Origin of the sequence: Acinetobacter sp. SWBY1 (assembly GCF_002946595.1) — a bacterium.
Classification (GTDB): Bacteria; Pseudomonadota; Gammaproteobacteria; order Pseudomonadales; family Moraxellaceae; genus Acinetobacter; species Acinetobacter towneri.
Genome location: NZ_CP026616.1, coordinates 1,461,966 through 1,487,126 on the forward strand (window position 1 = coordinate 1,461,966; position 25,161 = coordinate 1,487,126).

The 25,161-nt window shown below is 38.0% G+C and carries 24 protein-coding genes and 1 pseudogene; 10 read left to right on the forward strand and 15 right to left on the reverse strand.

Going from position 1 to position 25,161, the window contains the following annotated elements; translation table 11 throughout:
• Window positions 1–76: 76 nt before the first annotated feature.
• A complete protein-coding gene (locus C3Y93_RS06980; RefSeq protein WP_004975032.1) occupies window positions 77–529 on the forward strand; it encodes a hypothetical protein in 453 nt (150 codons plus the stop codon).
• 67 nt (window positions 530–596) lie between these two features.
• On the opposite strand, the gene C3Y93_RS06985 is transcribed toward C3Y93_RS06980, so the two are convergent.
• Complete coding sequence (locus C3Y93_RS06985) at window positions 597–2,060, reverse strand: phospholipase D family protein (protein WP_104852491.1); 1,464 nt, start codon at window positions 2,058–2,060, stop codon at window positions 597–599.
• A gap of 105 nt (window positions 2,061–2,165) precedes the next feature.
• Complete coding sequence (gene znuD / locus C3Y93_RS06990; protein WP_104852492.1) at window positions 2,166–4,292, reverse strand: zinc piracy TonB-dependent receptor ZnuD; 2,127 nt, start codon at window positions 4,290–4,292, stop codon at window positions 2,166–2,168.
• A gap of 148 nt (window positions 4,293–4,440) precedes the next feature.
• Here znuD and C3Y93_RS06995 point away from each other — a divergent pair, with 148 nt between their 5' ends.
• From C3Y93_RS06995 to C3Y93_RS07015, 5 genes are all read left to right on the forward strand, one after another.
• Window positions 4,441–5,205 carry a DUF4184 family protein gene (locus C3Y93_RS06995; protein ID WP_104852493.1) on the forward strand — a complete coding sequence of 255 codons (765 nt, stop codon included), beginning with the start codon at window positions 4,441–4,443 and terminating at the stop codon, window positions 5,203–5,205.
• Window positions 5,206–5,400: 195 nt separating this feature from the next.
• A complete protein-coding gene (gene aspS / locus C3Y93_RS07000) occupies window positions 5,401–7,185 on the forward strand; it encodes an aspartate--tRNA ligase (protein ID WP_104852494.1) in 1,785 nt (594 codons plus the stop codon).
• Window positions 7,186–7,300: 115 nt separating this feature from the next.
• A complete protein-coding gene (locus C3Y93_RS07005; protein WP_104852495.1) occupies window positions 7,301–7,519 on the forward strand; it encodes a hypothetical protein in 219 nt (72 codons plus the stop codon).
• A gap of 9 nt (window positions 7,520–7,528) precedes the next feature.
• Window positions 7,529–8,638: a glycosyltransferase gene (locus C3Y93_RS07010; protein WP_104852496.1), complete on the forward strand. Its 1,110-nt coding sequence runs from the start codon at window positions 7,529–7,531 to the stop codon at window positions 8,636–8,638.
• 183 nt (window positions 8,639–8,821) lie between these two features.
• Complete coding sequence (locus tag C3Y93_RS07015; protein WP_104852497.1) at window positions 8,822–10,108, forward strand: glycosyltransferase family 4 protein; 1,287 nt, start codon at window positions 8,822–8,824, stop codon at window positions 10,106–10,108.
• A gap of 79 nt (window positions 10,109–10,187) precedes the next feature.
• On the opposite strand, the gene C3Y93_RS07020 is transcribed toward C3Y93_RS07015, so the two are convergent.
• From C3Y93_RS07020 to C3Y93_RS07030, 3 genes are all read right to left on the reverse strand, one after another.
• Window positions 10,188–11,120, reverse strand: coding sequence for an IS5-like element ISAha3 family transposase (locus C3Y93_RS07020; RefSeq protein WP_004812228.1), 933 nt, complete (start codon window positions 11,118–11,120; stop codon window positions 10,188–10,190).
• Between the two features lie 240 nt (window positions 11,121–11,360).
• Window positions 11,361–12,293 carry an IS5-like element IS17 family transposase gene (locus tag C3Y93_RS07025; RefSeq protein WP_104852498.1) on the reverse strand — a complete coding sequence of 311 codons (933 nt, stop codon included), beginning with the start codon at window positions 12,291–12,293 and terminating at the stop codon, window positions 11,361–11,363.
• A gap of 195 nt (window positions 12,294–12,488) precedes the next feature.
• The gene (locus C3Y93_RS07030) at window positions 12,489–12,899 is read right to left on the reverse strand and encodes a hypothetical protein (protein ID WP_158660393.1); all 411 of its coding nucleotides are present in this window, start codon (window positions 12,897–12,899) and stop codon (window positions 12,489–12,491) included.
• Between the two features lie 41 nt (window positions 12,900–12,940).
• On the opposite strand from C3Y93_RS07030, the gene C3Y93_RS07035 reads away from it, so the two are divergent.
• The gene (locus C3Y93_RS07035) at window positions 12,941–13,873 is read left to right on the forward strand and encodes an IS5-like element ISAha3 family transposase (protein WP_004812228.1); all 933 of its coding nucleotides are present in this window, start codon (window positions 12,941–12,943) and stop codon (window positions 13,871–13,873) included.
• Here the strand turns inward: C3Y93_RS07035 and C3Y93_RS14575 are convergent.
• The 7 genes from C3Y93_RS14575 to C3Y93_RS07065 are packed head-to-tail and all read right to left on the reverse strand — an operon-like array spanning window position 13,870 to window position 19,156.
• Window positions 13,870–14,124, reverse strand: coding sequence for a hypothetical protein (locus C3Y93_RS14575; protein ID WP_416224613.1), 255 nt, complete (start codon window positions 14,122–14,124; stop codon window positions 13,870–13,872). The two genes, C3Y93_RS07035 and C3Y93_RS14575, sit on opposite strands and share 4 nt — an antisense overlap.
• A gap of 49 nt (window positions 14,125–14,173) precedes the next feature.
• Entirely contained in the window at window positions 14,174–14,449 is a 276-nt protein-coding gene (locus C3Y93_RS14510; RefSeq protein WP_104852500.1) for a glycosyltransferase family 2 protein, read from the reverse strand.
• A gap of 1 nt (window position 14,450) precedes the next feature.
• Window positions 14,451–15,020: an acyltransferase gene (locus C3Y93_RS07045; RefSeq protein ID WP_104852501.1), complete on the reverse strand. Its 570-nt coding sequence runs from the start codon at window positions 15,018–15,020 to the stop codon at window positions 14,451–14,453.
• A gap of 1 nt (window position 15,021) precedes the next feature.
• Entirely contained in the window at window positions 15,022–16,122 is a 1,101-nt protein-coding gene (locus tag C3Y93_RS07050) for a DegT/DnrJ/EryC1/StrS family aminotransferase (RefSeq protein ID WP_104852502.1), read from the reverse strand.
• Between the two features lie 2 nt (window positions 16,123–16,124).
• Window positions 16,125–17,003, reverse strand: coding sequence for a glucose-1-phosphate thymidylyltransferase RfbA (rfbA, locus tag C3Y93_RS07055; protein WP_104852503.1), 879 nt, complete (start codon window positions 17,001–17,003; stop codon window positions 16,125–16,127).
• The gene (gene rfbB, locus C3Y93_RS07060; protein WP_104852504.1) at window positions 17,003–18,061 is read right to left on the reverse strand and encodes a dTDP-glucose 4,6-dehydratase; all 1,059 of its coding nucleotides are present in this window, start codon (window positions 18,059–18,061) and stop codon (window positions 17,003–17,005) included. The genes rfbA and rfbB overlap by 1 nt, the downstream gene beginning before the upstream one ends.
• 30 nt (window positions 18,062–18,091) lie before the next feature.
• On the reverse strand, window positions 18,092–19,156 hold the full coding sequence (locus C3Y93_RS07065; RefSeq protein ID WP_158660394.1) for a glycosyltransferase family 4 protein: 1,065 nt from the start codon (window positions 19,154–19,156) through the stop codon (window positions 18,092–18,094).
• 181 nt (window positions 19,157–19,337) lie between these two features.
• Between C3Y93_RS07065 and C3Y93_RS07070 the strand changes: the two genes are divergently transcribed.
• Both C3Y93_RS07070 and C3Y93_RS07075 read left to right on the forward strand, forming a co-directional pair.
• Complete coding sequence (locus C3Y93_RS07070) at window positions 19,338–20,306, forward strand: ELM1/GtrOC1 family putative glycosyltransferase (protein WP_104852506.1); 969 nt, start codon at window positions 19,338–19,340, stop codon at window positions 20,304–20,306.
• 1 nt (window position 20,307) lies between these two features.
• Entirely contained in the window at window positions 20,308–21,246 is a 939-nt protein-coding gene (locus C3Y93_RS07075; RefSeq protein ID WP_104852507.1) for a glycosyltransferase family 2 protein, read from the forward strand.
• On the opposite strand, the gene C3Y93_RS07080 is transcribed toward C3Y93_RS07075, so the two are convergent.
• Window positions 21,243–22,049, reverse strand: a complete 807-nt coding sequence (locus tag C3Y93_RS07080) for a polysaccharide deacetylase family protein (RefSeq protein WP_104852508.1) — start codon at window positions 22,047–22,049, stop codon at window positions 21,243–21,245. The two genes, C3Y93_RS07075 and C3Y93_RS07080, sit on opposite strands and share 4 nt — an antisense overlap.
• A gap of 13 nt (window positions 22,050–22,062) precedes the next feature.
• Complete coding sequence (locus C3Y93_RS07085; RefSeq protein WP_104852509.1) at window positions 22,063–22,953, reverse strand: mitochondrial fission ELM1 family protein; 891 nt, start codon at window positions 22,951–22,953, stop codon at window positions 22,063–22,065.
• Window positions 22,954–23,353: 400 nt separating this feature from the next.
• On the opposite strand from C3Y93_RS07085, the pseudogene C3Y93_RS07095 reads away from it, so the two are divergent.
• A pseudogene (locus C3Y93_RS07095) lies at window positions 23,354–23,901 on the forward strand (IS66 family transposase); the annotation flags it as partial.
• A gap of 146 nt (window positions 23,902–24,047) precedes the next feature.
• Here C3Y93_RS07095 and ilvC read toward each other — a convergent pair.
• Window positions 24,048–25,064 carry a ketol-acid reductoisomerase gene (gene ilvC / locus C3Y93_RS07100; RefSeq protein ID WP_004974988.1) on the reverse strand — a complete coding sequence of 339 codons (1,017 nt, stop codon included), beginning with the start codon at window positions 25,062–25,064 and terminating at the stop codon, window positions 24,048–24,050.
• Window positions 25,065–25,161 lie beyond the last annotated feature (97 nt).

The following is a 25,161-nucleotide window of genomic DNA, read 5'->3' on the forward strand; positions in this document are numbered from 1 at the left end:
GACACGGCTCGCCATTTATGAAATATCTCCAACCCCTATGCTAAGATACATTTTTTTTGAAATTGGATGAAACCTCGTGCCTGAATTAAATTTTGACCGCCTTCATCAGTTTTTCTGCAAAGTTCCGAGTGTACAGCAAGCCCGTGTAGACGCTTATGGTTCAGACGGTCAGCATGCATGGTGGTTCAAATTTCAAATTGATGTAGAACATCCGTTGGCATGGCAAACTGTGCAGGAATTGGGACATGTGCTGAATTATATTTCCAGAGATGAGCGCTTGCCGACTCAATTCTTACCTGTTTCACCGCCACCGTATATGAATGGTGAAGCCAAAGATTTTTTATCGTGGGTAATTCAATGCAACCATCCAGAATTTAGCCCAGATGTGGTTTGTGATTGGTTAGAAGCGCGTTTACCGAATCCTGTGGATGATGAAGCACAATGGAAAATCAAAACCGATATTGCCGAGTTAGATCAAATGAGTGATAAAGATTTGGATGAAATGGTGCCGCCAAATCCTGTAAAGTAATATTCGGCACAAAAAATCCCTCTTTCAACAAGAGGGATTTTTGAGTTCAAGGCATACAATTAAAAAATCAAAAGGTCGATAAACCACTCCATTCCATAAAGCGATACAGCGCATATTTCCACTTCGACTCATCGGCATAAACCGCATAATCCACACTCATATTTTTACCCTCAAGGTTTGACCATGCGGTATTAAAATAGTGTTGAGCATCCTGAAATACAGGGTCTTGCACCTGTCCGACCACACGCAAGTTGCTTTCTAAATTATAGTTTTTTAAATTACGTGCGGTGAAATTGGCAGAACCTAAAATCAACTCAGCCTGTGTGGCATTCGATTTTATCAGCATTTTATTGTGGCATTGCTCACCTTGGGTATTACACCAACGTACCTTCACCCCTGCAGCATGTAATTCTGCCGCCACCTGTCGGTTTGGAATGCCATTTTTTTCACGTCCAAAAGCATCTTTATTCGGGTCGAGTAATACTCGCACTTGTACGCCACGTTGTTGTGCAGCAATCAGTGCCTTGATGATTTGTCGCTCCGATAAATAGAACATTGCCAAATCCAGATGTTCTTGCGCTTTGGTCTGCCGAATCAGTGTCAAACTGCCCTCTAAAATGGCTTGTTCAGTGATGACTTGCACTTGAGGATAAGACGAATCTGCCTCAAACTCCCCCACAATCACCCCAGACAGATTGCCCTGCGACATACGCGCGACGGCTTGTTCTGTTTTCAACACATCTACTGCAGTATTGCCCGTCACCAATAACGCGCTGTTAGAATGACGTGAACTGCCATCATGTGGATTAAACGACGTGACCAATGCTTTCCAGCCTTCGGCGGTATCGACCACCATGGTTTTACGATGATTGGCTTTAAAATTGAACAGACTAAAATAACTGCGCAAGGTAATTTTATCTTTGCCGAAAGGACTGGGTAGCCAGCCCTTTTCGGCATTATTTGGAATACCCTGACAGCAGAAATACCAAAAACCCGACCACAAAGGATTCGATGCGCGCAGCGGGGTTAAATCTGTTTCAATCACATCAATACCTGCCTGACGCAATTGACGATAATGTTCAGGTGCGATGCCACCATATACCGAATTAATGGGATCAGTAATGACTTTGATTTCAATATTTGGCTGCAGCTGACGTTTATGAATTAAAGCATCGGTGAGTTGCTGTGTCAGTGGCTGATGCTGCTGTTTAGATGTTCCCACTTCAGGATTAAACAAGAACATATCCAATACAATGGTGCTTTGTGCTGCATCAATCAGCTCTAAAATTTCATTAAAAATTTGATGCTGTTGTTGCTGAACACCTTGCGCGTCGATATAGGTCTGATCGGCAATAAATTTAATAGGCGCATGACGTAACTTTCCAGTGTAATTCAGCCCTTCGGGCAATGGTTTTAAGCTGTGGTAGGTCGCAGACGCCAAATAACCTAAAGCCAGAAAACTTATAATAAGTCCCACATACGCCCGAGGCGACCAATTCAATTTTTGATGAATTCGCTGAAAGATACGCATAACAAAAAACCTAGTCCGATGCGCTCAGACTAGGTTTAATTGTTTGGATTTTCAAGAGGATTTCTGTGTTTTCACGCAGACATCCTGCTCAAAGCAAATTGAATTTTAGAAGCCAAATTCCACACCAACTGTAAAGTTACGACCCACTTGTGGAATATTCGACAAGAATGAGGCATGTGAATACACTTCATCATCTAGCAAGTTGTTGGCTTTAAAATACACACGATAATCTTGTTTGTTGGCATAGTTGCCCGCATAAGCCACACCAACATTGACCATATTATAGCCTGCTGTTTCTTGCTCTAAATAAGCAACCTTGTCTTGTTTGAAGACACGATAATATTCCGCCATACCCGACCAACCATCGGCAAAGTTGGCATCTACTTTAGTCCCCAAACGCCCTGCAGGTACACGTGGTGCATTTTGATTGTCAATCTCACCACGGACATAATCACCAAATACACTGAGTTTATAATCTGGGCTGATCTGATAACCTAGCTTGGCTTCTGTGCCATAAAACTTGGCTTTGTCTTGTTGATAATCAATTAAACGGAAAGTTTCCTTATGGTCAGTAGTTGCACCATAAATATAATTATCAAACCAGTTGTGATAGACATGCAACGAATAATCAAGTTTATCGGCTTCATAGTGCAAACCAAGTTCTAAATTATTCGACTTTTCCACATCTAAATTCGCATTTCCACGCTCATAAGTGTTTGTTGCAAAGTGGATGCCATTTGCATAAAGCTCTTGCGCCAACGGTAAACGCTGTTGGTGTGAGCCTGTAAGGGATAGTTTATAGTTCGGTGCAAACTGCCAGTTGGCTGCTGCAGAAGCAGATACGCCTGTATCTGAATAATCTTTTAGCTCTGCATCGACATCAATTTTTTGATGTTCAACCCGTGCACCGAGTTCAACATGCACATCGCCAAATTGTTTATGCTCTAAACCGAACAAACTATATTTTTGAGTTTTGGTATCAGGCATAGGCACGGTTTCGTGAGAATGATCGCCGTGTTGTTCTACTTGTCCAGTTAAATCAATTTTTTGCTGACTATACTGTGTACCAAACACACCTTCCCAACCTGCAACAGGTTGATGAACCAACTCTAAACGCGCATCGTAGCCTTTACTTCTAAAGTTACTGATAACTTTATTTTCTTCTAATTCATCATGTTCATAATCAGTAAAGCTGGCGTGCGCACGCAGTTTATCAAAGCCTGCAAAGGGCTGATCAAGTTCGGTACGCAAATCATAACGATGTGATTCTAAATCTACCCATGGGCCACTATGTGCATGTTCTTCAACAGCATTTGAATTAGGCGTTGGGCAACCATGAAAATGATCATCATGCAATACACAACCATGATATTCATGGCTATGCCCTGGCAACCCATATTTATCCTGACGATTACTATATGACACGCCCACAAAACCACGATCATGAATCCATGAGCCACCAATATTCACCGTTTGACCTTCGGCAAAGGTATTGCCCACGCGGCGTTCTTTTACAAGCTCTTCATGTTCATGTGTATGGGTTGAGCCATCTGGTTCAACATGTACTTCTGTATGATGATGCTCTACCCAATAGTTTGGGGTAATGTAATCATTGGCTTTACGTTTTGAACCTTCAATACGCAGCGCAAATTGATCACTGAGTGCTGCAGTTACCCCCGCACTCACTAGCTTTTCATCGCTACCTGTGTTGTAACGTAAACCTACCTGTCCTTCTAAACCATTATTTGGCATTTGAGTTGGAATTTTTTGATCGGTCACATTAACTAAGCCACCAACCGTTCCTGCACCATAAAGTAATGTTGATGGGCCACGAATAATTTCAACTTGTTTGGCTAAAATCGGATCTACAGTGATGGCATGGTCAGGTGAAAGTGTAGAAACATCGGCAGTTTCTGAAGCATGTTGCAGCACTTTAACCCGTGGGCCATCTTGTCCACGAATCACAGGGCGGCTAGAGCCTGAGCCATATTGATTGGAATATACGCCTAGCTCATCTGCCATCGCATCACCTATAGTGGTACTCCGCTCTGCCAACGTTTTCTGATCAATCACATGATCTGCTACTGCAAAATCTGCTGCAGTTTGCACCAAAGGATGTGCTTGTAGCTGAATAGTTTCCAGTTGTGTACTACTGCTTTCAGTATTGGCAAATGCTGCAGGTGTCAGCACTGAAAAAATGGAAAGTGTTATTAAATTTTTATGGAACGACATGACCCATGCTCAAATTAGCAAAAATAATTAATGTTATAATATAACACTTCATTAACATTGCAATAAAAAACATTGTTCCTCTGTATTCTCAATTAAGCTGTTCATCACAATTTATTCTGATTTTTTATATTCTTTACTTTGAATTGGTATGCCCTTTACGCTCTCACATGCGGTACTTGCCCCACCACTCGCCAAGCTTTCAGGACAACGTCTGCCCATCGCTGCACTCGCGATAGGTACGATGTTGCCAGATTTACACCGTCTGTTTACTTTGCGTCATGATCCCACTCCTCATTTATGGTCAGCATTGCTGTATCCGAATTTATTATTGGGTCTTGTGTTTTGTGCGCTGTGGTATTTGCTCTATCGCCCTGCATTGTATCGCTTTGTGGGAATCCATCACCCGTTAAATCTAAACACGATAAAATCTGTACTTGGGTTTGTATGTGGCTTGATTCTGGCCTTACTGATTGGCAATGCCACCCATTTAATTTGGGATGGTTTAACCCATCACGACTTTCGTAGTTTTGCCTTTCAGGATTTTTTAGCGCAATCTGTACAATTAGGCACAGGTATTTATCCGATGCATCGCGTACTACAAATTGGCAGTTCTATTTTGGCGCTGCCTTTTTTGTTATGGATGAGCCTGCATTATTATCGCAAGCATCGGCAGCTCGGTTCTGTAAACAGTAAAATTCGCGTTTATGCCATTGCTCTAATTATCTTGTCGATTGTATTTGGTGGTTTTTCACTTTGGGATTATGCGCGTTATATCCCCGATGCGACTTGGCAAGCCGAACTGTATTACTTTACGGGACGCGCCATCAATGAGTTTAGCCAAGGGGCATTACTCATGTTCAGTTTGGGCTGCCTGCTATTTCTGATTTTAGATTTTCAAGGGCGGATGGAATAAACGCTCTATCGCTCTACTTTCTCTTTCATCTGCCTACATTCTTCAGTTTGAAGCAGATTCCTGCTAAAAACCCACGGTTTTTGCAGCAGGTTCTTGTAGCCACATGCCCAAAGAGGCATAATCCTACCTTTGCTAAAGGCGGTGCGCTGTTTACGTATTCGCTTCCTTAACCCATATAGTTGGATTTTTAACGCTATGATGCGAACTCATTATTGCGGTTCTTTAACCGAAGCTCAAATTGATCAAACCGTGACCCTGTGTGGTTGGGTACACCGTCGTCGTGACCACGGTGGTGTAATTTTCCTAGACATGCGTGACCGTGATGGTCTTGTGCAAGTCGTAATTGACCCAGATACCCCAGAAGCATTTGCAACTGCAGATAAAGCACGTTCAGAATTTGTATTAAAAATCACAGGTCGTGTACGTCGTCGCTATGCAGGCACAGAAAATGCCAATATGGTCAGTGGACAAATTGAAGTTTTAGGCAAGGAAATTGAAGTTCTTGCAGCATCTGAAACGCCTCCGTTCCCATTGAACGATGAAAATACCAACATTTCAGAAGAAATTCGTTTGAAATACCGTTTCTTGGACATCCGTCGTCCAGAAATGTTAGATCGCTTACGTTTCCGTTCTAAAGTCACCAACCTAATTCGTAACTATTTAGACGATCATGGTTTCTTGGATGTTGAAACACCAATTTTAACACGTGCAACGCCTGAAGGTGCGCGTGACTATTTAGTACCAAGCCGTGTATCTAACGGTAGCTTCTATGCTCTGCCACAATCTCCACAATTATTTAAACAATTGTTGATGGTTGGTGGTATTGACCGTTATTACCAAATCGCTAAATGTTTCCGTGACGAAGATTTACGTGCAGACCGTCAGCCAGAATTTACTCAAATCGACATTGAAACATCGTTCATGAGTGACGATGATATTATGGATTTGATGGAAGGCATGACCGTGAAGATGTTCGATGAACTTCTAGGCGTGAAATTCGACAAATTCCAACGTATGCCGTATTCAGAAGCGATGCGTGATTATGCGTCTGATAAGCCAGACTTGCGTATCCCACTGAAATTGGTAGACGTTGCTGACTTGATGCAAGACGTTGAGTTCAAAGTATTTGCTGGCCCAGCGAAAGATCCGAAAGGTCGTATTGTTGCCCTTCGCGTTCCTGGCGCGGGTTCATTGCCACGTAGTGCGATTGATGAATACACTAAATTTGTAGGCATCTATGGTGCGAAAGGTTTGGCGTATATTAAAGTCAATGAGCTTGAAAAAGGCATCGAAGGCTTACAATCTCCAATTGTGAAATTTATTGAGCCAATCGTGCTTGATTTATTAAAACGTGTAGGCGCTGAAAATGGCGACATCGTATTCTTTGGTGCAGATAAAGCTAAAATTGTAAACGATGCAATGGGCGCACTTCGTGTCAAAATCGGTCACGATTTGAACCTTGCAACTTGTGAATGGGCACCGCTTTGGGTGGTTGATTTCCCAATGTTTGAAGAAACTGATGATGGTAAATGGACCTCTGTGCATCACCCTTTCACTTTACCAAAATCAAGCGTTGAAGATGTGAAAAGCAACCCTGGTGAAGCTTTATCTGTCGCGTATGACATGGTATTGAACGGTACTGAAATTGGTGGTGGTTCACTGCGTATTTATACTTTAGAAATGCAAAAAGCGATTTTTGAAGCTTTAGGTATTGAAGAAGAAGAAGCCGAAGAGAAATTCAGCTTCTTACTGAATGCATTGAAATACGGTGCGCCTCCGCACGGTGGTTTGGCATTTGGTTTAGACCGTTTGGTGATGTTGATGACAGGTGCATCGTCTATTCGTGATGTAATTGCCTTCCCGAAAACCAAGACAGCTGAATGTCCATTGACTCAAGCACCTGCACCAGTTGAAGCGACTCAATTGCGTGATTTGGGTATTCGTTTACGTGAAAAACCAAAAGCAGAATCTCAAGAATAAGTTTTGAGAATGTGAGAAGAACCCTGCAAATTTGCAGGGTTTTTTTATGAATTGAGATAAAGCCAAGCTAGTGGCATAATAGCGCTTCGTTTTGAATTTTGAGTTGAGCGTTACTATGGCTATGCGTCCTGCAGTTCGTAATCGTGGCATTATGCTAATTGTATTTGCTGTCGCTCAATGGTTATTCATGCGTTATATTCTGGCCAATAACCTGTTTGCCTTAGACACTAATGACCGTATTTTGTACTTTAGCTTAAGTTCTATTGGCGGCGCATTTGTGATTTTTGTAGGGCTGATTTATATGGTGTTGGCGGGGAATGCGGATAAAGAGTAAATTTTTTAAATGAAAAAAATTTTATTTATAGTAGATGATTTAGGTAAGGGGGGGGCTGAAAAAATTACTCTCGCGCTTGCGCATACTCTAGCAAAAAGCAAGCATTTAGTAACTCTTGCTGTTTTAAACTCGAGTAGAAATACACTAATAGTTGACCCATCTATCGAATATATTGACTTAAATATTGATACAAAATTTGCATTTGGTAAGCTTTGGAAGTTTAAAGAACTTTCGACAAAAGAGCTGCAAAATTTTTCATCATTAATAAATAAGAGAAATTTTGATTTAATAATTATTGGTTTTCATAATGGATATTACCTAGGCAAATACTTAACCCAAAAAGAAAACATCTGGTATTGGATTCATGGAGATCTTTTAGAGATTAGAAGATTTAACAATCCTTTAAAACAAATCAAAGAGTATTTTCGTTTTTTTAGAAATAAAAGAAAGTTTTCTAAATTATTTAAGAATAAAAACCTAATTACAGTAAACCGTGACTTAGAATATAAAGCAAAGATTCATACACAACCAAATTCAACTATCACTATTGCAAATGGTGTAGAATTACCTAAAGATCTTATAGGTCGATCTAAATTTACTAAAAAGAAATGGGATGTAATTTTTGTTGGGCGCTTAGTTCAAATTAAGCAAGTAGACCATGCCATTAAAGCATTTGCTATGAGTAATCTCACGGGAAGAATGGCCATTGTTGGTGATGGGCCTGAATGCCAGAAACTCAAAGACCTAGCAAAACAACTTAATATTTCCGATAGAATAGATTTTCTTGGATGGGTAGATGAACCACATCAACTAATGTTACAAAGCAAGAGTCTTGTTATGTGCTCTTTATACGAAGGTAGTCCAGTAACATTAGCCGAAGCAATTGCTCTTGGTATTCCTGTTATTAGTTATGACTCTTCAGCTGGTATTACAGATTTATTTACTCTTGATACTGCAAAATTTGGATTAGTTCCTAAACAAAATATTCAAGCTTTAAGTGATGCATTGGAAAAATGTGTAGCAGACCCTTATATATATAATAATGAATGTATAGAAAAAGTATGCATACAGAATATGGAAATACAAATTTTAAATTTAGTTTCCAAAGAAAATAAATGACCTTCATTTAAAGTTAAGATTAATGTGTCTATTAATTTCAGATAGCCAACTTTAATTCTGATTCAATAGTGCCAAAACAACACAACCAAACATTAAATTCTATTAAAAAATTAGATCAAAATATATGACAAATTAAAAATAAATATATATGATTAGTTATTAAATTTAAAAGAGTACACTTTTATGCTTATTAATTCCAATGAAAAAAAATTAAATAGTAATACTCAAATTTCAAAATCAGACAAATTTAATCTATTAATCATTGACGATACATTCCCCTCTCCTAAAAGTGGATTTAGATATATAGAGTTCACCACATACTTACAGGAATTTAAAAAATCTGTAATAATAACTTCTGGAAAAAATATTGAGTCACTTGATAAAAAATCAGCAGCTATTATTGTACAAGAATATAAGGAAAAATTTCCAAATCTTAGTCATAAAGTAATACTTGAAAGCAAAAAAATACATATTAAGAGCACTGATCTGGTCTATCTCACTTTTTTAAATAACACATTCGCAATTTTACCTAAAATTGAGTCCGCTAAAGCTCCATTTGTATTTACTCTTTATCCAGGTGGAGGATTTTTACTAAACGATCCTATATGTGACCATAAGCTCAAACGAATCTTTAGTTCCCCTTGTTTTAAAAAAGTAATAGTAACCCAGCAAGTAACTTATGATTATATTTTGAATAAAGGAATGTGTTCTAAAGAAAAAATTCAAATGATCTTTGGAGTTGTAATGCCTGAGATATCCAAAACAGATTTATTTACTAAAAAACATTATTGGGGATTTGATAAGAATCGCATGGATATCTGTTTTATGGCGCACAGATATACTCCGTATGGAAAAGATAAAGGATATGATATTTTTATAGATGTTGCCACTATACTGCATCAACGATATAAGAATATCTACTTTCATGTTATAGGGTCTTTTGATTCTAAAATTATTAATGTTGATACATTAGGTGACCATATCAAATTTCATGGTTCATTAGATCCAGAAGATTTTGACAATTTATTCAAAACTATTGATATAATTTTATCCCCCAATATTAGTGGTCAAATTTCTCCAGGATCATTTGATGGCTTCCCCACTGCTAGTTGTATTGAAGCTGCTTTACGCGGTAGTGCTATCTTTGCTCACGATGAATTTAACTCCGCAGAAAACTATTTTACTAACGAGAAAGATATTGTATTAATTAAATATGACACCAATGATATTATTGATAAAATTATTTTTTATTATAACCATCCCGCTGCCCTAAAAGAAATAGGAAAAAATGGCGCACACCGCGTCAAAGAACTGTACAGCTTAGAAACGCAAATGGATCCACGAGTTAACTTATTACACAAATTAGCGTACACTGAAGAACCATTAAAAAATATATTTTTTAAAATTTTTAAACTAAATATTCAATGGAAATTACATTCAATTCTAAATATCTTTAAAAAGCACATATAAAACTAATGCCTGTTGGTATTTTGGTGTGGCTTTGTTGCATAAACATTCAAAAGCTGAGTTCTCCCCAATCCATTCAAATTTAAGACACAACTTGGGTGCGAGGTCTACCTAATTCCGTAAATCTATTCAGAACTGCCACACGCGCATGAATTTCATTGACCTGACTTTGAAAATGTCTTGCCGTCAGCCTATCACCTAATAATTTGATGCAATGCATCTTGGTTTCCACCAAACTACGACGGTGATAACCCGACCATTTTTTCCATAGGGTTCTACCTAAATGTTTAACCGTTTGAAGTAACTCATTTCGTTCTATTGAACTTATTTTAGAATCTTTCCAGGGCTTGGCATTCTTTCTGGGTGGAATTACTGCATGTGCTTGACGATCTGAAATCACTTTTCTGCAGCACTTCGTGTCGTACGCGCCATCGGTATAGACAGAATCTATTCGCTCATCTAGTGGAATTTGATCCAGTAAATCACCTAGTACTTGTGAATCACTGACATTATTTGTAGTAAGCTGAACGGCACGTATTTGCAGTGTTTCAGCATCTATACCAATATGCAGTTTACGCCATTGCCGACGGTATTCAGGCTGATGTTTTTTACGCTTCCATTCGCCTTCACCTAAAAACTTTAAACCCGTAGAGTCGACAAGTAGGTGTAACCCATCATGACTTTTCTGATAGCTTATCGCAATATCAATATGCTTTTGTCGTCTACAAAGGGTGGAGTAATCTGGTGCTGTCCAATTCAAGCCACAGAGTTTAATCAGGCTTTGAACAAAGCCAGTAACCATACGTAAAGAAAGACGGAATAGAGATTTGATCATTAAACAGCATTGAATCGCTGTATCGGAATAAGTTTGATTTCGTCCTTGCTTGCCTTGTGGTTGTGCATACCATTGCGTCTTAGGATCAAACCAGATTGAAATATTTCCTCGCTTGATTAAAGCTTGGTTATACGAGGACCAATTGGTTGTACGATAGATTTTAGGTGTAGGCTTCTTCATCTGGAAATTATATTACTGAAGAAGCCTTCAAGAATAGCTTTGTGCAACAAAGCCTTTTGGTGTATAAAAATAGTAAACTCAATTATTAAATCAAAATCACTACCATCGGTGCTTCCTACAATGCTGAATGAACAATTCTAGTCTAATTTAATCGAATTTATTATTTCAGATAAAGCAGCTCATGATAGGGCTTTGTTGCACAAAGATTTGAAATGCAAAGCGCCCCTAATTGAGCCAAATTTAAGGCGTAACTTGGGTAAGTGGTCGACCTAATTCCGTAAATCTGTTGAGGACTGCTACACGTGCATGAATTTCATTCACCTGACTAGGAAAGCTTCTTGCCATTAATTTATCGCCTAATAATTTGATGCAATGCATCTTGGTTTCCACCAAACTGCGGCGATGATAGCCTGACCATTTTTTCCATAATGTCCTGCCTAAACGTTTAACTGTTCGAAGTAATTCATTTCGCTCTAGCGAGCTGATCTTTGTATCTTTCCATGGTTTCGCATTTTTTCTAGGTGGAATCACCGCATGTGCTTGCCGATCTGCAATGACCTGACGGCATTGCTTGGTGTCATAAGCTCCATCGGTATAAACAGAGTCAATCTGCTCATCTTGTGGAATCTGATTAAGTAAATCACCAAGCACCTGTGAATCACTGACATTATTGGTTGTGAGCTGAATAGCGCGTATTTGTAGGGTTTTGGCATCTATACCAATATGTAGTTTACGCCATTGGCGACGATATTCAGCTCCATGTTTCTTGCGTTTCCATTCGCCCTCACCTAGAAACTTCATGCCTGTAGAGTCTACGAGTAGATGCAGCCCATCGCTACTTTTTTGGTAGCTGATTGCAATATCAATATGCTTTTGTCTTCTACAAAGCGTACTGTAATCTGGTGCGGTCCAATTTAATCCGCAAAGTTCAATCAGACTTTGCACAAAGCCAGTGACCATACGTAAAGATAGACGGAATAAGGATTTAATCATTAAGCAGCATTGGATAGCTGCGTCGGAGTAGGTTTGATTTCGCCCTTGTTTGCCTTTTGATGGAGCATACCATTGCGTAGCAGGATCAAACCAAATGACAATATTTCCGCGACTCATGAGTGCTCGGTTATATGCGGGCCAATTGGTTGTGCGGTAGATTTTGTGTGTAGGCTTCTTCATTTGAAAATTATATCGCTGAAAAAGCCTTTACAGATAGGTTTGTGCAACAAAGCCACTAACAACAGTCATCTATAACATAAACTTCATTTTAAACAATAAAAATTTAAAGCTATAAACCTCATAAAGTTTAGCTTATACTTTAGACATCCTAGTTATCATCAATAACACTGAATCAATACACAAATAGTTTAAAAATCACCGTAATTTCCAAATAATAATTTTTGGTAAAAAAACAAGTAAGTAAAAAAATATTTGACGCATAGTAAATATTTTTAGCGAAACTGATTTCTTAATCAACAAACAATAAATATTATAATCACTTCCAGTTTTATAAAAATATCTTGCATAACGAAAAGTATATTTCGCATACACTGCATTCAACCTTTTTCTCTCCTCACAACTCAACTCTTCAGAGAGCTTTTTATCATATGCCCTCATTATACCCAGAGGCAAAATTGGGTTTATTTTTTTACCAATATTACTAATCCCAACATCTACACGATATGCACCCAACTCTTCATCCAAGTGATAAATAAACCCTTTTCTAGCCTGCTCAATATGAATTTCAATATCTAATGCTTTAGGATGCAAACGGCTTTGTTGCACAAAGCTATTCTTGAAGGCTTCTTCAGTAATATAATTTCCAGATGAAGAAGCCTACACCTAAAATCTATCGTACAACCAATTGGTCCTCGTATAACCAAGCTTTAATCAAGCGAGGAAATATTTCAATCTGGTTTGATCCTAAGACGCAATGGTATGCACAACCACAAGGCAAGCAAGGACGAAATCAAACTTATTCCGATACAGCGATTCAATGCTGTTTAATGATCAAATCTCTATTCCGTCTTTCTTTACGTATGGTTACTGGCTTTGTTCAAAGCCTGATTAAACTCTGTGGCTTGAATTGGACAGCACCAGATTACTCCACCCTTTGTAGACGACAAAAGCATATTGATATTGCGATAAGCTATCAGAAAAGTCATGATGGGTTACACCTACTTGTCGACTCTACGGGTTTAAAGTTTTTAGGTGAAGGCGAATGGAAGCGTAAAAAACATCAGCCTGAATACCGTCGGCAATGGCGTAAACTGCATATTGGTATAGATGCTGAAACACTGCAAATACGTGCCGTTCAGCTTACTACAAATAATGTCAGTGATTCACAAGTACTAGGTGATTTACTGGATCAAATTCCACTAGATGAGCGAATAGATTCTGTCTATACCGATGGCGCGTACGACACGAAGTGCTGCAGAAAAGTGATTTCAGATCGTCAAGCACATGCAGTAATTCCACCCAGAAAGAATGCCAAGCCCTGGAAAGATTCTAAAATAAGTTCAATAGAACGAAATGAGTTACTTCAAACGGTTAAACATTTAGGTAGAACCCTATGGAAAAAATGGTCGGGTTATCACCGTCGTAGTTTGGTGGAAACCAAGATGCATTGCATCAAATTATTAGGTGATAGGCTGACGGCAAGACATTTTCAAAGTCAGGTCAATGAAATTCATGCGCGTGTGGCAGTTCTGAATAGATTTACGGAATTAGGTAGACCTCGCACCCAAGTTGTGTCTTAAATTTGAATGGATTGGGGAGAACTCAGCTTTTGAATGTTTATGCAACAAAGCCGATGCAAACTATCAAAATAATCAAATATAAAATCATTGCGAAACATTTTTGATGAATGTGCAAAAAAAGGTAAATTTAGATATAAATAATCTAAATTAAATTTGCCTTTTTGATGAGTCCATTCTCGCACCTTATTTCCTTTGGCATCTATATACCGCATATCATGAGTACAGATAACACTATCTGGGTTGGATTCCATAACATCAAATTGACGTTGCAATTTACCTGGTAGAGCTAAATCATCTCCATCAAGGTGATATATATTTGCCTTTAGCCTTTTTATATACAGATTTAATATTTTCTATTGGGCCTATATTTACTTTATGAAATATAGGAACAACAATATTAGGATATTTTATTAAAAATCCTTCTATTATTTTTCTAGTTGAATCAGTAGAGCAATCATCCCCAACAATCACTTCATACTGAAAATTTGTATTTTGATTTAGAATACTTTGTAAAGTCTGCTCTAGAAATTTTTCTTGATTATAGGTAACAATACAGACTGAAACCAATATATTCATACTAAATCGATCTCTCTTTTTTTAGTTCTATTTCCAGCATAAGTAAATCTCTTTTTCTATCTTTAATTTTTTTTGCTGGTGTACCCATATAAACACCAAACTCTTTACAATTTTTATTTACTAAACTTAATGCACCAATAGCAACACCTGTTTCTAAAGTAACACCAGGCAAAATCACACATCCAGATCCAACAATTACATGCTTTCCGATTATAACATCTGAACTTGTCACATTTGTATATTTACTAGGCACTGTAGGATTCGTCATAAACTGACCACTGTAATCATCATTACTACTATAAATAGCTACTTTTGATGAAATATTACAGAAATCCTTTAACACTATTTTACCTGCTCCTATGAGTGAGCTATATACTGCAATATGAATATGGCTTCCTATCTCAATTCCACCTATACCAGCTGATAGTACACAAAAGTCATCAATTCTTACATTATTACCAATTATTATGTTATTACAATTATAATAAGATGCCTTATCCGAAAGTAAGCAATTTTCACCTACGTGATGAAAGCCCATGGCTTTAATTTGCTCTTCTGTTAAAAAAGCCATCTTAATTGTCCTTAATTAAATCAATAATTTTCTGTACTGAATCTAGGCTAAGATTTGGATATAGCGGCAAGCAAAGCACTCCCCCTGATAAGAGTTTCGCTTCAGGGGTGTCTGATTGATACTCCTTATAAATAGCCAAATCAGTCATTATCGGATAAAAATATTTTCTTGCAAAAATCCCATTAAGCTTTAGTTTTTCAAACAATTCATCACGTCTAAGCGGATACGGCTTAGAAATAACGATTGGGAAATAAGAGTAATTATCTTTTTCTAAACTTGGACGTTTAATACAGTGAATTCCAGATATACCTGTAAGTCCATGACGATACATGTCATCTATTTTTTGACGTGCTAATAGTGTGCGATCAATAGATTTCAATTGTAGCAAACCTAGTGCAGCATGCACTTCACTCAATTTACCATTTAAAGAAATCTCATCTATTGTATTCTCATTCACAATACCAAAATTCTTTAAACGATCAATACGTTGCTTCATTTCAGCACTATGGCAAACAATAGCCCCCCCCTCAAAAGTATTAAATACTTTTGTAGCATGAAAGCTCATTACACTTAAATCACCATAATTGAGTAAGCTTTTTCCATGATGTTTTACACCAAAGGCATGTGCCGCATCATAGATTAATTTTAAATTATGCTTAGTAGCAATATTTTGTAGTACTTCCACATCACAAGGGATGCCATAACAATGTACTGGTAAAATCGCGACCGTCTTATCAGTTATGGCTTGCTCAACTTTTACTGGGTCAATATTAGATGTTTGCGGATCAATATCAACAAAGACTGGAGTGAGTTTATTCCAAACTATCGAATGAGCTGTAGCAACAAAAGTATATGGTGTCGTAATCACCTCACCTTGTTCAAATCCAAGTGCCTGTAGCGCTGTTACCAATGCAATCGTTCCATTATTAAATAATGAAATATAATTAACACCCAAATACTCACAAAGCTCTTTTTCCAACTGCTGATGCAACGGCCCACAGTTGGTTAAAATTTTATTATTCCAAATTTGCTTTAGATAAGGAATAAATTCCTCAAGCTCAGGTAAAACAGGCTGAGTGACATAAATTGGCTCTTGACTCATATCTATTCACTCACCAATGAAACTAGATATTGACCATAATCATTTTTACTCATGCTCTGACCAATTTCTAAAAGCTGTTCTTTACTCAGCCAGCCATTATTCAGCGCAATTTCTTCTAAACACGCGACTTTATAACCTTGACGTTTTTCAATGGTCTCTACAAACTGCGCTGCCTCAAGTAAGCTCGCATGTGTCCCTGTATCCAACCATGCAAAACCACGTCCAAGTAACTCTACATTTAAATCACCACGCTCTAAATACATCTGATTAACTGTGGTAATTTCTAATTCTCCACGCTCAGAAGGCTTCACTTGTTTCGCAATTTTAATTACATCATTGTCATAAAAATACAAACCGGTGACCGCAAAGTGAGATTTAGGTTGTTTAGGTTTTTCTTCTAAAGAAATTGCACGTTTTTGCTCATCAAATTCAACCACACCAAAACGCTCTGGGTCTTTCACTTGGTAGCCAAATACCGTTGCACCTTTTTGACGGGCAACGGCTTGACGTAGCATTGGAGTAAAACCTTGACCATAAAAAATATTGTCGCCAAGCACTAAGCAAACATTACTATCCCCAATAAAGCTTTCACCAATTATAAATGCTTGCGCTAAACCGTCTGGACTAGGTTGGACGGCATATTCAAGCTGAATACCAAATTGAGCGCCATCACCCAATAAACGTTTAAATCCATCAATATCGTCAGGAGTACTAATGATTAATACTTCACGAATACCCGCAAGCATAAGCACTGAAAGTGGGTAATACACCATTGGCTTGTCATAAATAGGCAATAATTGCTTAGATACACCTTTGGTAATCGGATATAAACGTGTACCTGAACCGCCAGCTAAAATAATACCTTTTGTTGTATTTGACATTACGAATTTACACCCAATCTTTCACGTTGGTAACTGCCATCTTGCACTCGATGACACCAGTCTAAATTATTTAAATACCATTGCACCGTTTTACGGATTCCAGTTTCAAATGTCTCTGTTGGTGTCCAACCTAATTCATTTTGAATTTTTGTAGCATCAATCGCATAGCGTAAATCATGCCCAGGGCGGTCTTTTACAAATGTAATCAGTGATTCATAGGTTTGACCATTTGCCTGTGGTTTTAGTTCATCCAAAATTTTACAAATAGTTTTGACTACTTCAATATTCTGCTTTTCATTATGCCCACCAATATTGTAGGTTTCACCCACCACACCCTCGGTCACCACTTTATATAAAGCACGTGCATGATCCTCTACAAATAACCAATCCCGAATTTGCTGACCATTACCATATACTGGTAAAGGTTTAGCATCCAGTGCATTTAGAATCACCAATGGAATTAATTTTTCAGGAAAATGGTAAGGCCCATAATTATTGGAGCAATTGGTCACAATGATAGGTAGGCCATAAGTTCTGTGCCAAGCACGTACCAGATGATCCGAACTAGCTTTAGAGGCAGAATATGGAGAGCTTGGCGCATATGAAGTTGTTTCAGTAAATAAATCTGTTGTCCCTTCTAAGTCACCATAAACCTCATCAGTTGAAATATGATGAAAACGAAAGTTTTGTTGAGCTTCGGCGTCAAGACCCATCCAATACTTTCGAGCAGCTTCTAATAATGTATAGGTTCCCACAATATTGGTTTGAATAAATGCTGCAGGGCCATCAATTGAACGGTCTACATGCGACTCTGCGGCTAAATGCATAATTGCATTAGGTTGAAATGCATCTATTGCAGCTGTAATTTGTTCTCTATCACAAATATCAATTTGTTTGAACTCATAATTCGGGTATTGATCGATTTCTTTTAACGATTCTAAATTACCCGCATAAGTCAGTTTATCGATATTCAGAACTTGGTTATTGGTATTTTGAATAATATGGCGGATAACAGCTGAACCAATAAATCCTGCACCGCCTGTAACTAAAATTTTCATAACCAACCTAAATAAACCATAATGACATTATTAAATATATGCAGAATCAAGAAAATCGATCAGCTTATCCGCAACTTTGCAAAATTGATATTCATTTTCAGCATCTTGGTGTCCAACCTGTGCCATTCTACTAATTTGCTCAGGGGATTCAATCAGAATAATTAGATTATTAACCAAATCTTGAATATCTCCGCATTTTGCCATTAAACCATTTTCACCTTGCCGAATAATTTGTTGGACACTAATATGATCACTCGCAACAACAGGTTTCCCCCAAGCAAAAGCATCTAATATAGCCAAGGGTTGGGTATCATTCATTGTAGGAACGAGTGTAATATCAATATCTTTATAAAACTTTCTTTTTTGTTCGCCACTAATCCAGCCTAAAAACTCTACTTCACCTTCCAAATTCAAATCTTTAACTTGCTCAAATAAAAACTCTTTCTGTTCACCATCCCCTGCAATCAACAACTTGACCATGTATCCTTTTTGCTTTAATTGCTCCACCGCAGAAATTGCTATGTGTGTACCCTTATATTCAACCAAGCGCGTCATAATTCCCAAGACCACTGGTTCCCCAAGTTTTTTAGCAAAAGAAGGTTCATCATCCGGCAAATGTATTAAATTTGGAATAACTGCTTGTGGTTTTTGACTCAAATCCACACCCTTCTTTTTAGCGACCTCAGCAACACACTGCGCCACATAAGGAGTAATATGAATAAATCCATCTGCGCGCAATGTTCTTTTCACGTTATGACTATGATTCATCGCAATAACAGGGCATTTAATTTGTGCAAAAAACATCGCATTTTTAAATAAGTAAACAGCACGTCCACTATGAGCGATTACAACATCAGGCCGATAAGAGCGTAACCATAAAGCTAGTTTTACTGCTGCAATCAGATCATAAAACCCTGAACTATTGAGTACAAATTTTGGATAATTTTCAGATTTTAACTTTTTATTTTCATCACCATATACCAAAACACCTTCATGCCCCTTGCTTTCTAATGCATCAAAAGTGTTTAGCATTGCTTGCCAACGCCCACCTGAAGCATCCCCATAAACTGTGTGAACTATTTTTAGTTTTTTCAAGAAAAGCCTTTTTAAAATTGCGCTAACTACTGATTAGAAAACATTTTATTATTAATCACCTAAATAGGCCACCACCTAATCTAAAATAACATACTGAATCTTGCCTTACTATAAGGTTGCTCTGACAACAGAATAGATTTTTGCTAATATACAGCGTTGATATATCAAACTTTTAAATCTTATGAAAAGCAAACCTAGCCTTGCTGTTCTCCTTATTCATGACCAACGTGCTGGGCATTTAAACCCTAGCTTAGGAGTTTACGACAATCTAGAAACCGCTTATTCAACAACTTTATATAAAATAGTTACACCCACCTTAAAAAAGTGGCAAATCAGCCTCTTAAAAAAAATTAGTTGGTATCCGCGTTTATTCGACTTATTTGCTGCTTTGTTTTTTAAAAATTTTATTTTAAATCATGATATTAACTGCATTATTTGCTCTGGAATGCCCAACCTAATCTATGGCATTTTTGTAAGCCGTAATTTAAAAGTTCCTCTATTTTATGCAGGTGACTTACGTAAGGTAAACAGCAAACTAGTCAGGTGCACAATTACTGCACTCCCACAAAATACGCAGTCAGATCAAGTTGTACTAACAACACCACCTGTTAAAAAAGAGTTTTTTAACATGCAACATGATCAACTCGATCAAACAACAGCTTTACTCGTTTTAGGAGGGGCTACAGATGAACACCCTTTTACTTATACAGATTTTGAAAAAATCATAAGTAACTTCATTCTATTTTGTAGAAACAATCAACTTAAAGGCTTAATTACCAACTCACGTCGCACACCAAATCTAAGTGCATTTTTGAATAAAACTGATATTCCAAAAAATATCCAATTACATTTTATTCATACTGAAAAAGCTTTATCACTAATTCAACTAATTCAACAAGCTACTTATATTTTCGTCACAGAAGACAGTACTTCCATGCTTGCCGAAACTATCCAAAGTGGACGTTTTGTCAGCTCAATATATGGCCCCAAGTCTATTTTAGAACCTTTAAATGAGAAATATCTTCAAGCTCAACTCATGCAGAGACAAATGCTCGAAGATATTTTTCAGTATCCAAATGTCAGAAATACCCAAGATTTAAACTCATCAAGCCCAATTACCCAAGCTTTTAAACGTAATTTAGGATATTAAAATGATTTCAGTCATCCTCACTCATTACAATAAAGGCCAATTACTGAATAGAACCATTGAATCACTACAACCTCAAGATGAAAATTTGCACGAAATTATTGTGGTAGATGACTGCTCTACAGACCCAGAATGGTCTAAAAACAGTAAATATCTAATAGAAACTTACCCAAAAATCAAAATCATTCAAAATGCAGACAATAAAGGCCCAGCTGTTCGTTTAAATCAAGGTGCATTTTCTGCAACTGGTAATTATCTATTTTTCATGGATGCTGATGATGTTTTAGCACCTAATCGTCTCAATATGTTTTTAGCAGAAATGCAAAAGCAAAATGCCGATTTATGTTATGCAGAAAAGGTTAAAATTCACGATCTGAATGAAATTCAGAAGCACACTATTGCAACATGGCAATCTAGCACAACACCTTTAAATTACGTACTTGAAAATAATATTATGCAGATGTGCGTTATGTGTACACGTGACTTATTTATAAAATCCAAAGGCTGCAATGAAAACATATTTATTCAAGATGAATCATTAGCTTTAAACTTATCCAAATATTCAAAAAAAATAATCTCTAGCGACTTACATAGTGTTTTTGTTATTTTAGATGAGACTGAAACAAAATCTATTCGTGGGGAAAACCGCCTATCCCGCCATCTAGAACAACAACACCATGATATGTTCTTCACAATTGATGATTTTATCCGAGACTATCCAGATATTGCTGGACAAAATAAAAAACTACTGATCAAAAAAGCAATTTCAACCTATTGGAAAAGTATACGCCATACACCCCAGCGAAAATTTACAGACTTCATCATTTACTTAACAAGTCGTCTTCATCCAATTCAAACATGGAACAAACATCGGATGAAGCTCACAACTTACTTCAACCAATTAGATCATGTAAGAAAAATTAATAGTAGAGAAAGCAACTAAGCTCTTTTCCCCAATTTCATTCGCAATTTAAAAGCAAATAATGAGTCTTTACCACTCACTTTAATACGTTGCAATTGCATAAAATCAGGCATTTTCCCATCTATGCCTTCTTGCGTTGTTACTGCATTGGTATATCCTGCCTGCTGTGCCAAACTTACATCACGCGCGGCATAAATACCAAATGGATATGCAAAACTATTTACAGAGCGATGAATCAAATCTTCAAGTGATTGCTTGGATTGAGTTAACTCATCTAAGCATTCAATATCATCCAACTTTGCAAGATTCGCATGGGTCATTGTATGTGAACCAATTTCCACCAAACCAGAATTTGCTACAAACTGCACTTGCTCATCATTAAGCTTTGGTTCACGCGCCAGCTCACCACTGTTATGGTGGGCTTTCTTATATGTCGACCAATCTCGATCATGCCGGTCCACAACTACATAAATCGTAGCTTTAGCTTGATATTTTTCTAAAATGGGAAAAGCATTTTCCAAGTTATCTAAATAGCCATCGTCAAAGGTAATCGCAACTGTTTTTTCTGGGTGATTCCCCCAATTATCCTGCAGTTCCTGCATAGTTACAAAATTAAAACCCTCTGCTTTAAGCCATGCTATTTGCTTTTCAAACTCAATAGGCTTAACCCTTAATTTATTAAACTTGGCACCATCAATATGCTCACGCACCATGTGATACATTAATATACGTGGTCTATTCCAATCTGTTGCTGGCTTCCACCATGCATACTTATAACTGAATGCGAACAACAATATAAATAAAACAATCAGAATATAAATCACGATTCAATCACAGCTACTTGATTAAAAGATATGTTGCCACACGCTCTGCTTCTTTAAAAGCAGTCGTAGAATATAATTCAGCAATTTGTCTAGCATTCGATACAAGCTTTTGATCAACCAAATGCTGTACCGAACGGGTGATACGATCCTCTTTCACTCGATCTATCTGAATAAGCCCGACTTTACAACCTGCGGTGAGTGCCTCATATATCATAGACACACTATCTTCAGTCACCCATACAGCTTCCGCTTTTTGCATCTCTTCAAAAATCCAGCCCTGCGGCGTTTCTTCAACTGGAAAAATTTGCAGTTGTGAAGCAAAACTTTGCTGAGCCACTGCAGGTAAAAAATCAGCAGGTGTACGCCTAGAACTCGTCAAAATAATGTCACACTGCATGTTCTGCTGCACAATCTGCTGAATCGCAGACAATACCTTATCTGCATTCCATTGATGGCGTTTAGATGAACCACCTAAGGCAATCAAAATACGGTTTGGAATGTGTCGCTGCTCATTTTCAATTGGATTCAGCGCACCTTGTGTAACAATCACATTTGCCTGCTCTGGCACACCATCATGTTCAGGAATAACCACATAATTAAACCAAGACAATGGAAAATTTGGTTTCATTAAAATGACAGTTTTTGCACATGGAAAAACTTTACCCATCAAGAAAACACGTAATTGCGTATGACTGCCTACCCCAAAAATGTAATCTGGTTGCTGAGATACAGCCGCATGTTTTTGTTTTTTATATGCGGTCAATAAACTCAACAGTGGTAAATGATCAATTGAAATTTCTTCAAAAGTCAGATCAATATTTGTTTGCTTTTGCATTGCCTTAAAAAGACCCAATGCTTGAGAGCGATGACCTGCCTTACCATCGCTCACATATAAAATATGCATATTCACCCACCAGATCTAAAGCACGAATAGCATCATTTTACTAGATCAAAGCATTTAAAGTAAGCAAAGCTACATATCCTCAATGACTCGAAATATAAACTTCATTGAACCGTCACAGCGCTTGAATCCGCCTTTTCAGATTCAATGAGTAATTGAACCGCTCTTTCTCTAATTTCGGGAGTATAGTTTGGTTTTTTCATCGGAATAGTCTCTCAGAATATTGAGTCTCCGACAAACCCGGTACGGTTCAAATTGCCTTAATAGATTGACCTTGTTGATGAAGTATTTGGATTGTCACTGCTTGCTCCAAAGTTAACATGTTGAGCAGTCCAAAAAGACCACTATATTAACCAAGGGGGTCAATTTTCAAATGCTGTTGGGGGGTCATTTTTACATTGCCGCTAACAGTAAATTCCATGAACTGCATGTGACCGGGAAAAGTCAGGTCGCTGAACAGGCATTAGTGCTGATTCAGAAACTGTATGTCATAGAAGCAGAACTCAGGAAAAAGACCGATGGTACAGCGGAAGACCGCCGCGAATACCGACAACAGCATAGCCAACCGGTGATGCAACAACTATATGAATGGCTCAACCAACATCATCTGACGGTGCCATCGAGTTCTCCCACCGCCAAGGTCATCAATTACACTCTGAAGCGTTGGCCAGCTTTAATCCGCTATTTGGATGATGGCAATCTACCGATTTGCAATAATTGGGTAGAGAATCAAATGCGACCTTGGGCCTTAGGGCGCAAGAACTGGCTGTTTGCTGGCTCGCTGCGCAGCGGCCAGCGAGCGGCGAATATCATGACTTTAATCCAGTCAGCAAAGCTGAATGGCTTGGATCCGTATGCCTATTTAAGTGATGTGCTGAAAAGGCTGCCGACGCATAAAGCGACCCAAATAGAAGAATTACGCCACATCGCTGGAAATCCAACTCAAATTAAAAAATAGGCATGGGGTTCAGCGGACGCTTACAGCGCAAGGAGTGAAAACACAGTTCTGAGCGAAGCGCAAGGCACGTAACATCCTTTACTTCACTCATAAAAAACCCTTATATACAATAAGGGTTTTTTAAAGATTAAACTAAAACTTAGTTTTTCTCTTTGTCTACGATTTTGTTTGCTTGGATCCAAGGCATCATCGCACGTAACTTGTTACCCGTTACTTCAATACCGTGAGCCGCGTTTTGACGACGACGAGCAGTCATTGATGGGTAGTTCAACGCACCTTCTTGGATGAACATTTTCGCATATTCACCAGATTGAATACGTTTAAGTGCATTGCGCATTGCTTCACGTGATTGTTCGTTAATCACTTCAGTACCAGTTACATACTCGCCATATTCAGCGTTGTTAGATACTGAATAGTTCATGTCAGCGATACCGCCTTCGAACATCAAGTCAACGATCAATTTAAGTTCGTGTAAGCACTCGAAGTAAGCCATTTCTGGTGCATAACCAGCTTCAACAAGAGTTTCGAAGCCCATTTTAACCAATTCAACAGCACCACCACAAAGAACTGCTTGCTCACCAAATAAGTCAGTTTCAGTTTCTTCACGGAAAGAAGTTTCGATGATACCTGTACGACCACCACCTACACCTGAAGCGTAAGAAAGTGCAACGTTACGTGCATTACCAGAAGCATCTTGATGAATCGCGATAAGATCAGGAACACCTGAACCACGTTGGAATTCAGAACGTACAGTGTGACCAGGTGCTTTAGGTGCAACCATGATTACATCTAAGTCTGCACGTGGAACAACTTGGTTATAAAGTACAGAGAAGCCGTGAGCAAATGCTAAAGTTGCGCCTTGCTTGATGTTTGGCTCAATCACGTCACGATAAAGTTGTGATTGGAACTCATCTGGAGTCAAAATCATAACTAAGTCAGCTTGAGCAACAGCAGCAGGAACTTCAGAAACTTTAAGACCCGAATTTTCAGCTTTTTTCCAAGAAGCAGAACCAGCACGTAAACCTACAGTTACGTCTACGCCAGAATCTTTAAGGTTAAGCGCGTGCGCGTGACCTTGTGAACCGTAACCAATGATCGCTACTTTCTTAGATTGAATGATAGATAAGTCGCAGTCTTTATCGTAAAAAATTTGCATTGCTGTCTCCGCTAAAATGCTTTGGATTCCTATCTTACTCAAGTACTTGTCTATTCAGTACTTGAGTAAGCTCTCCATCCTTTGAGATGGAATGAAT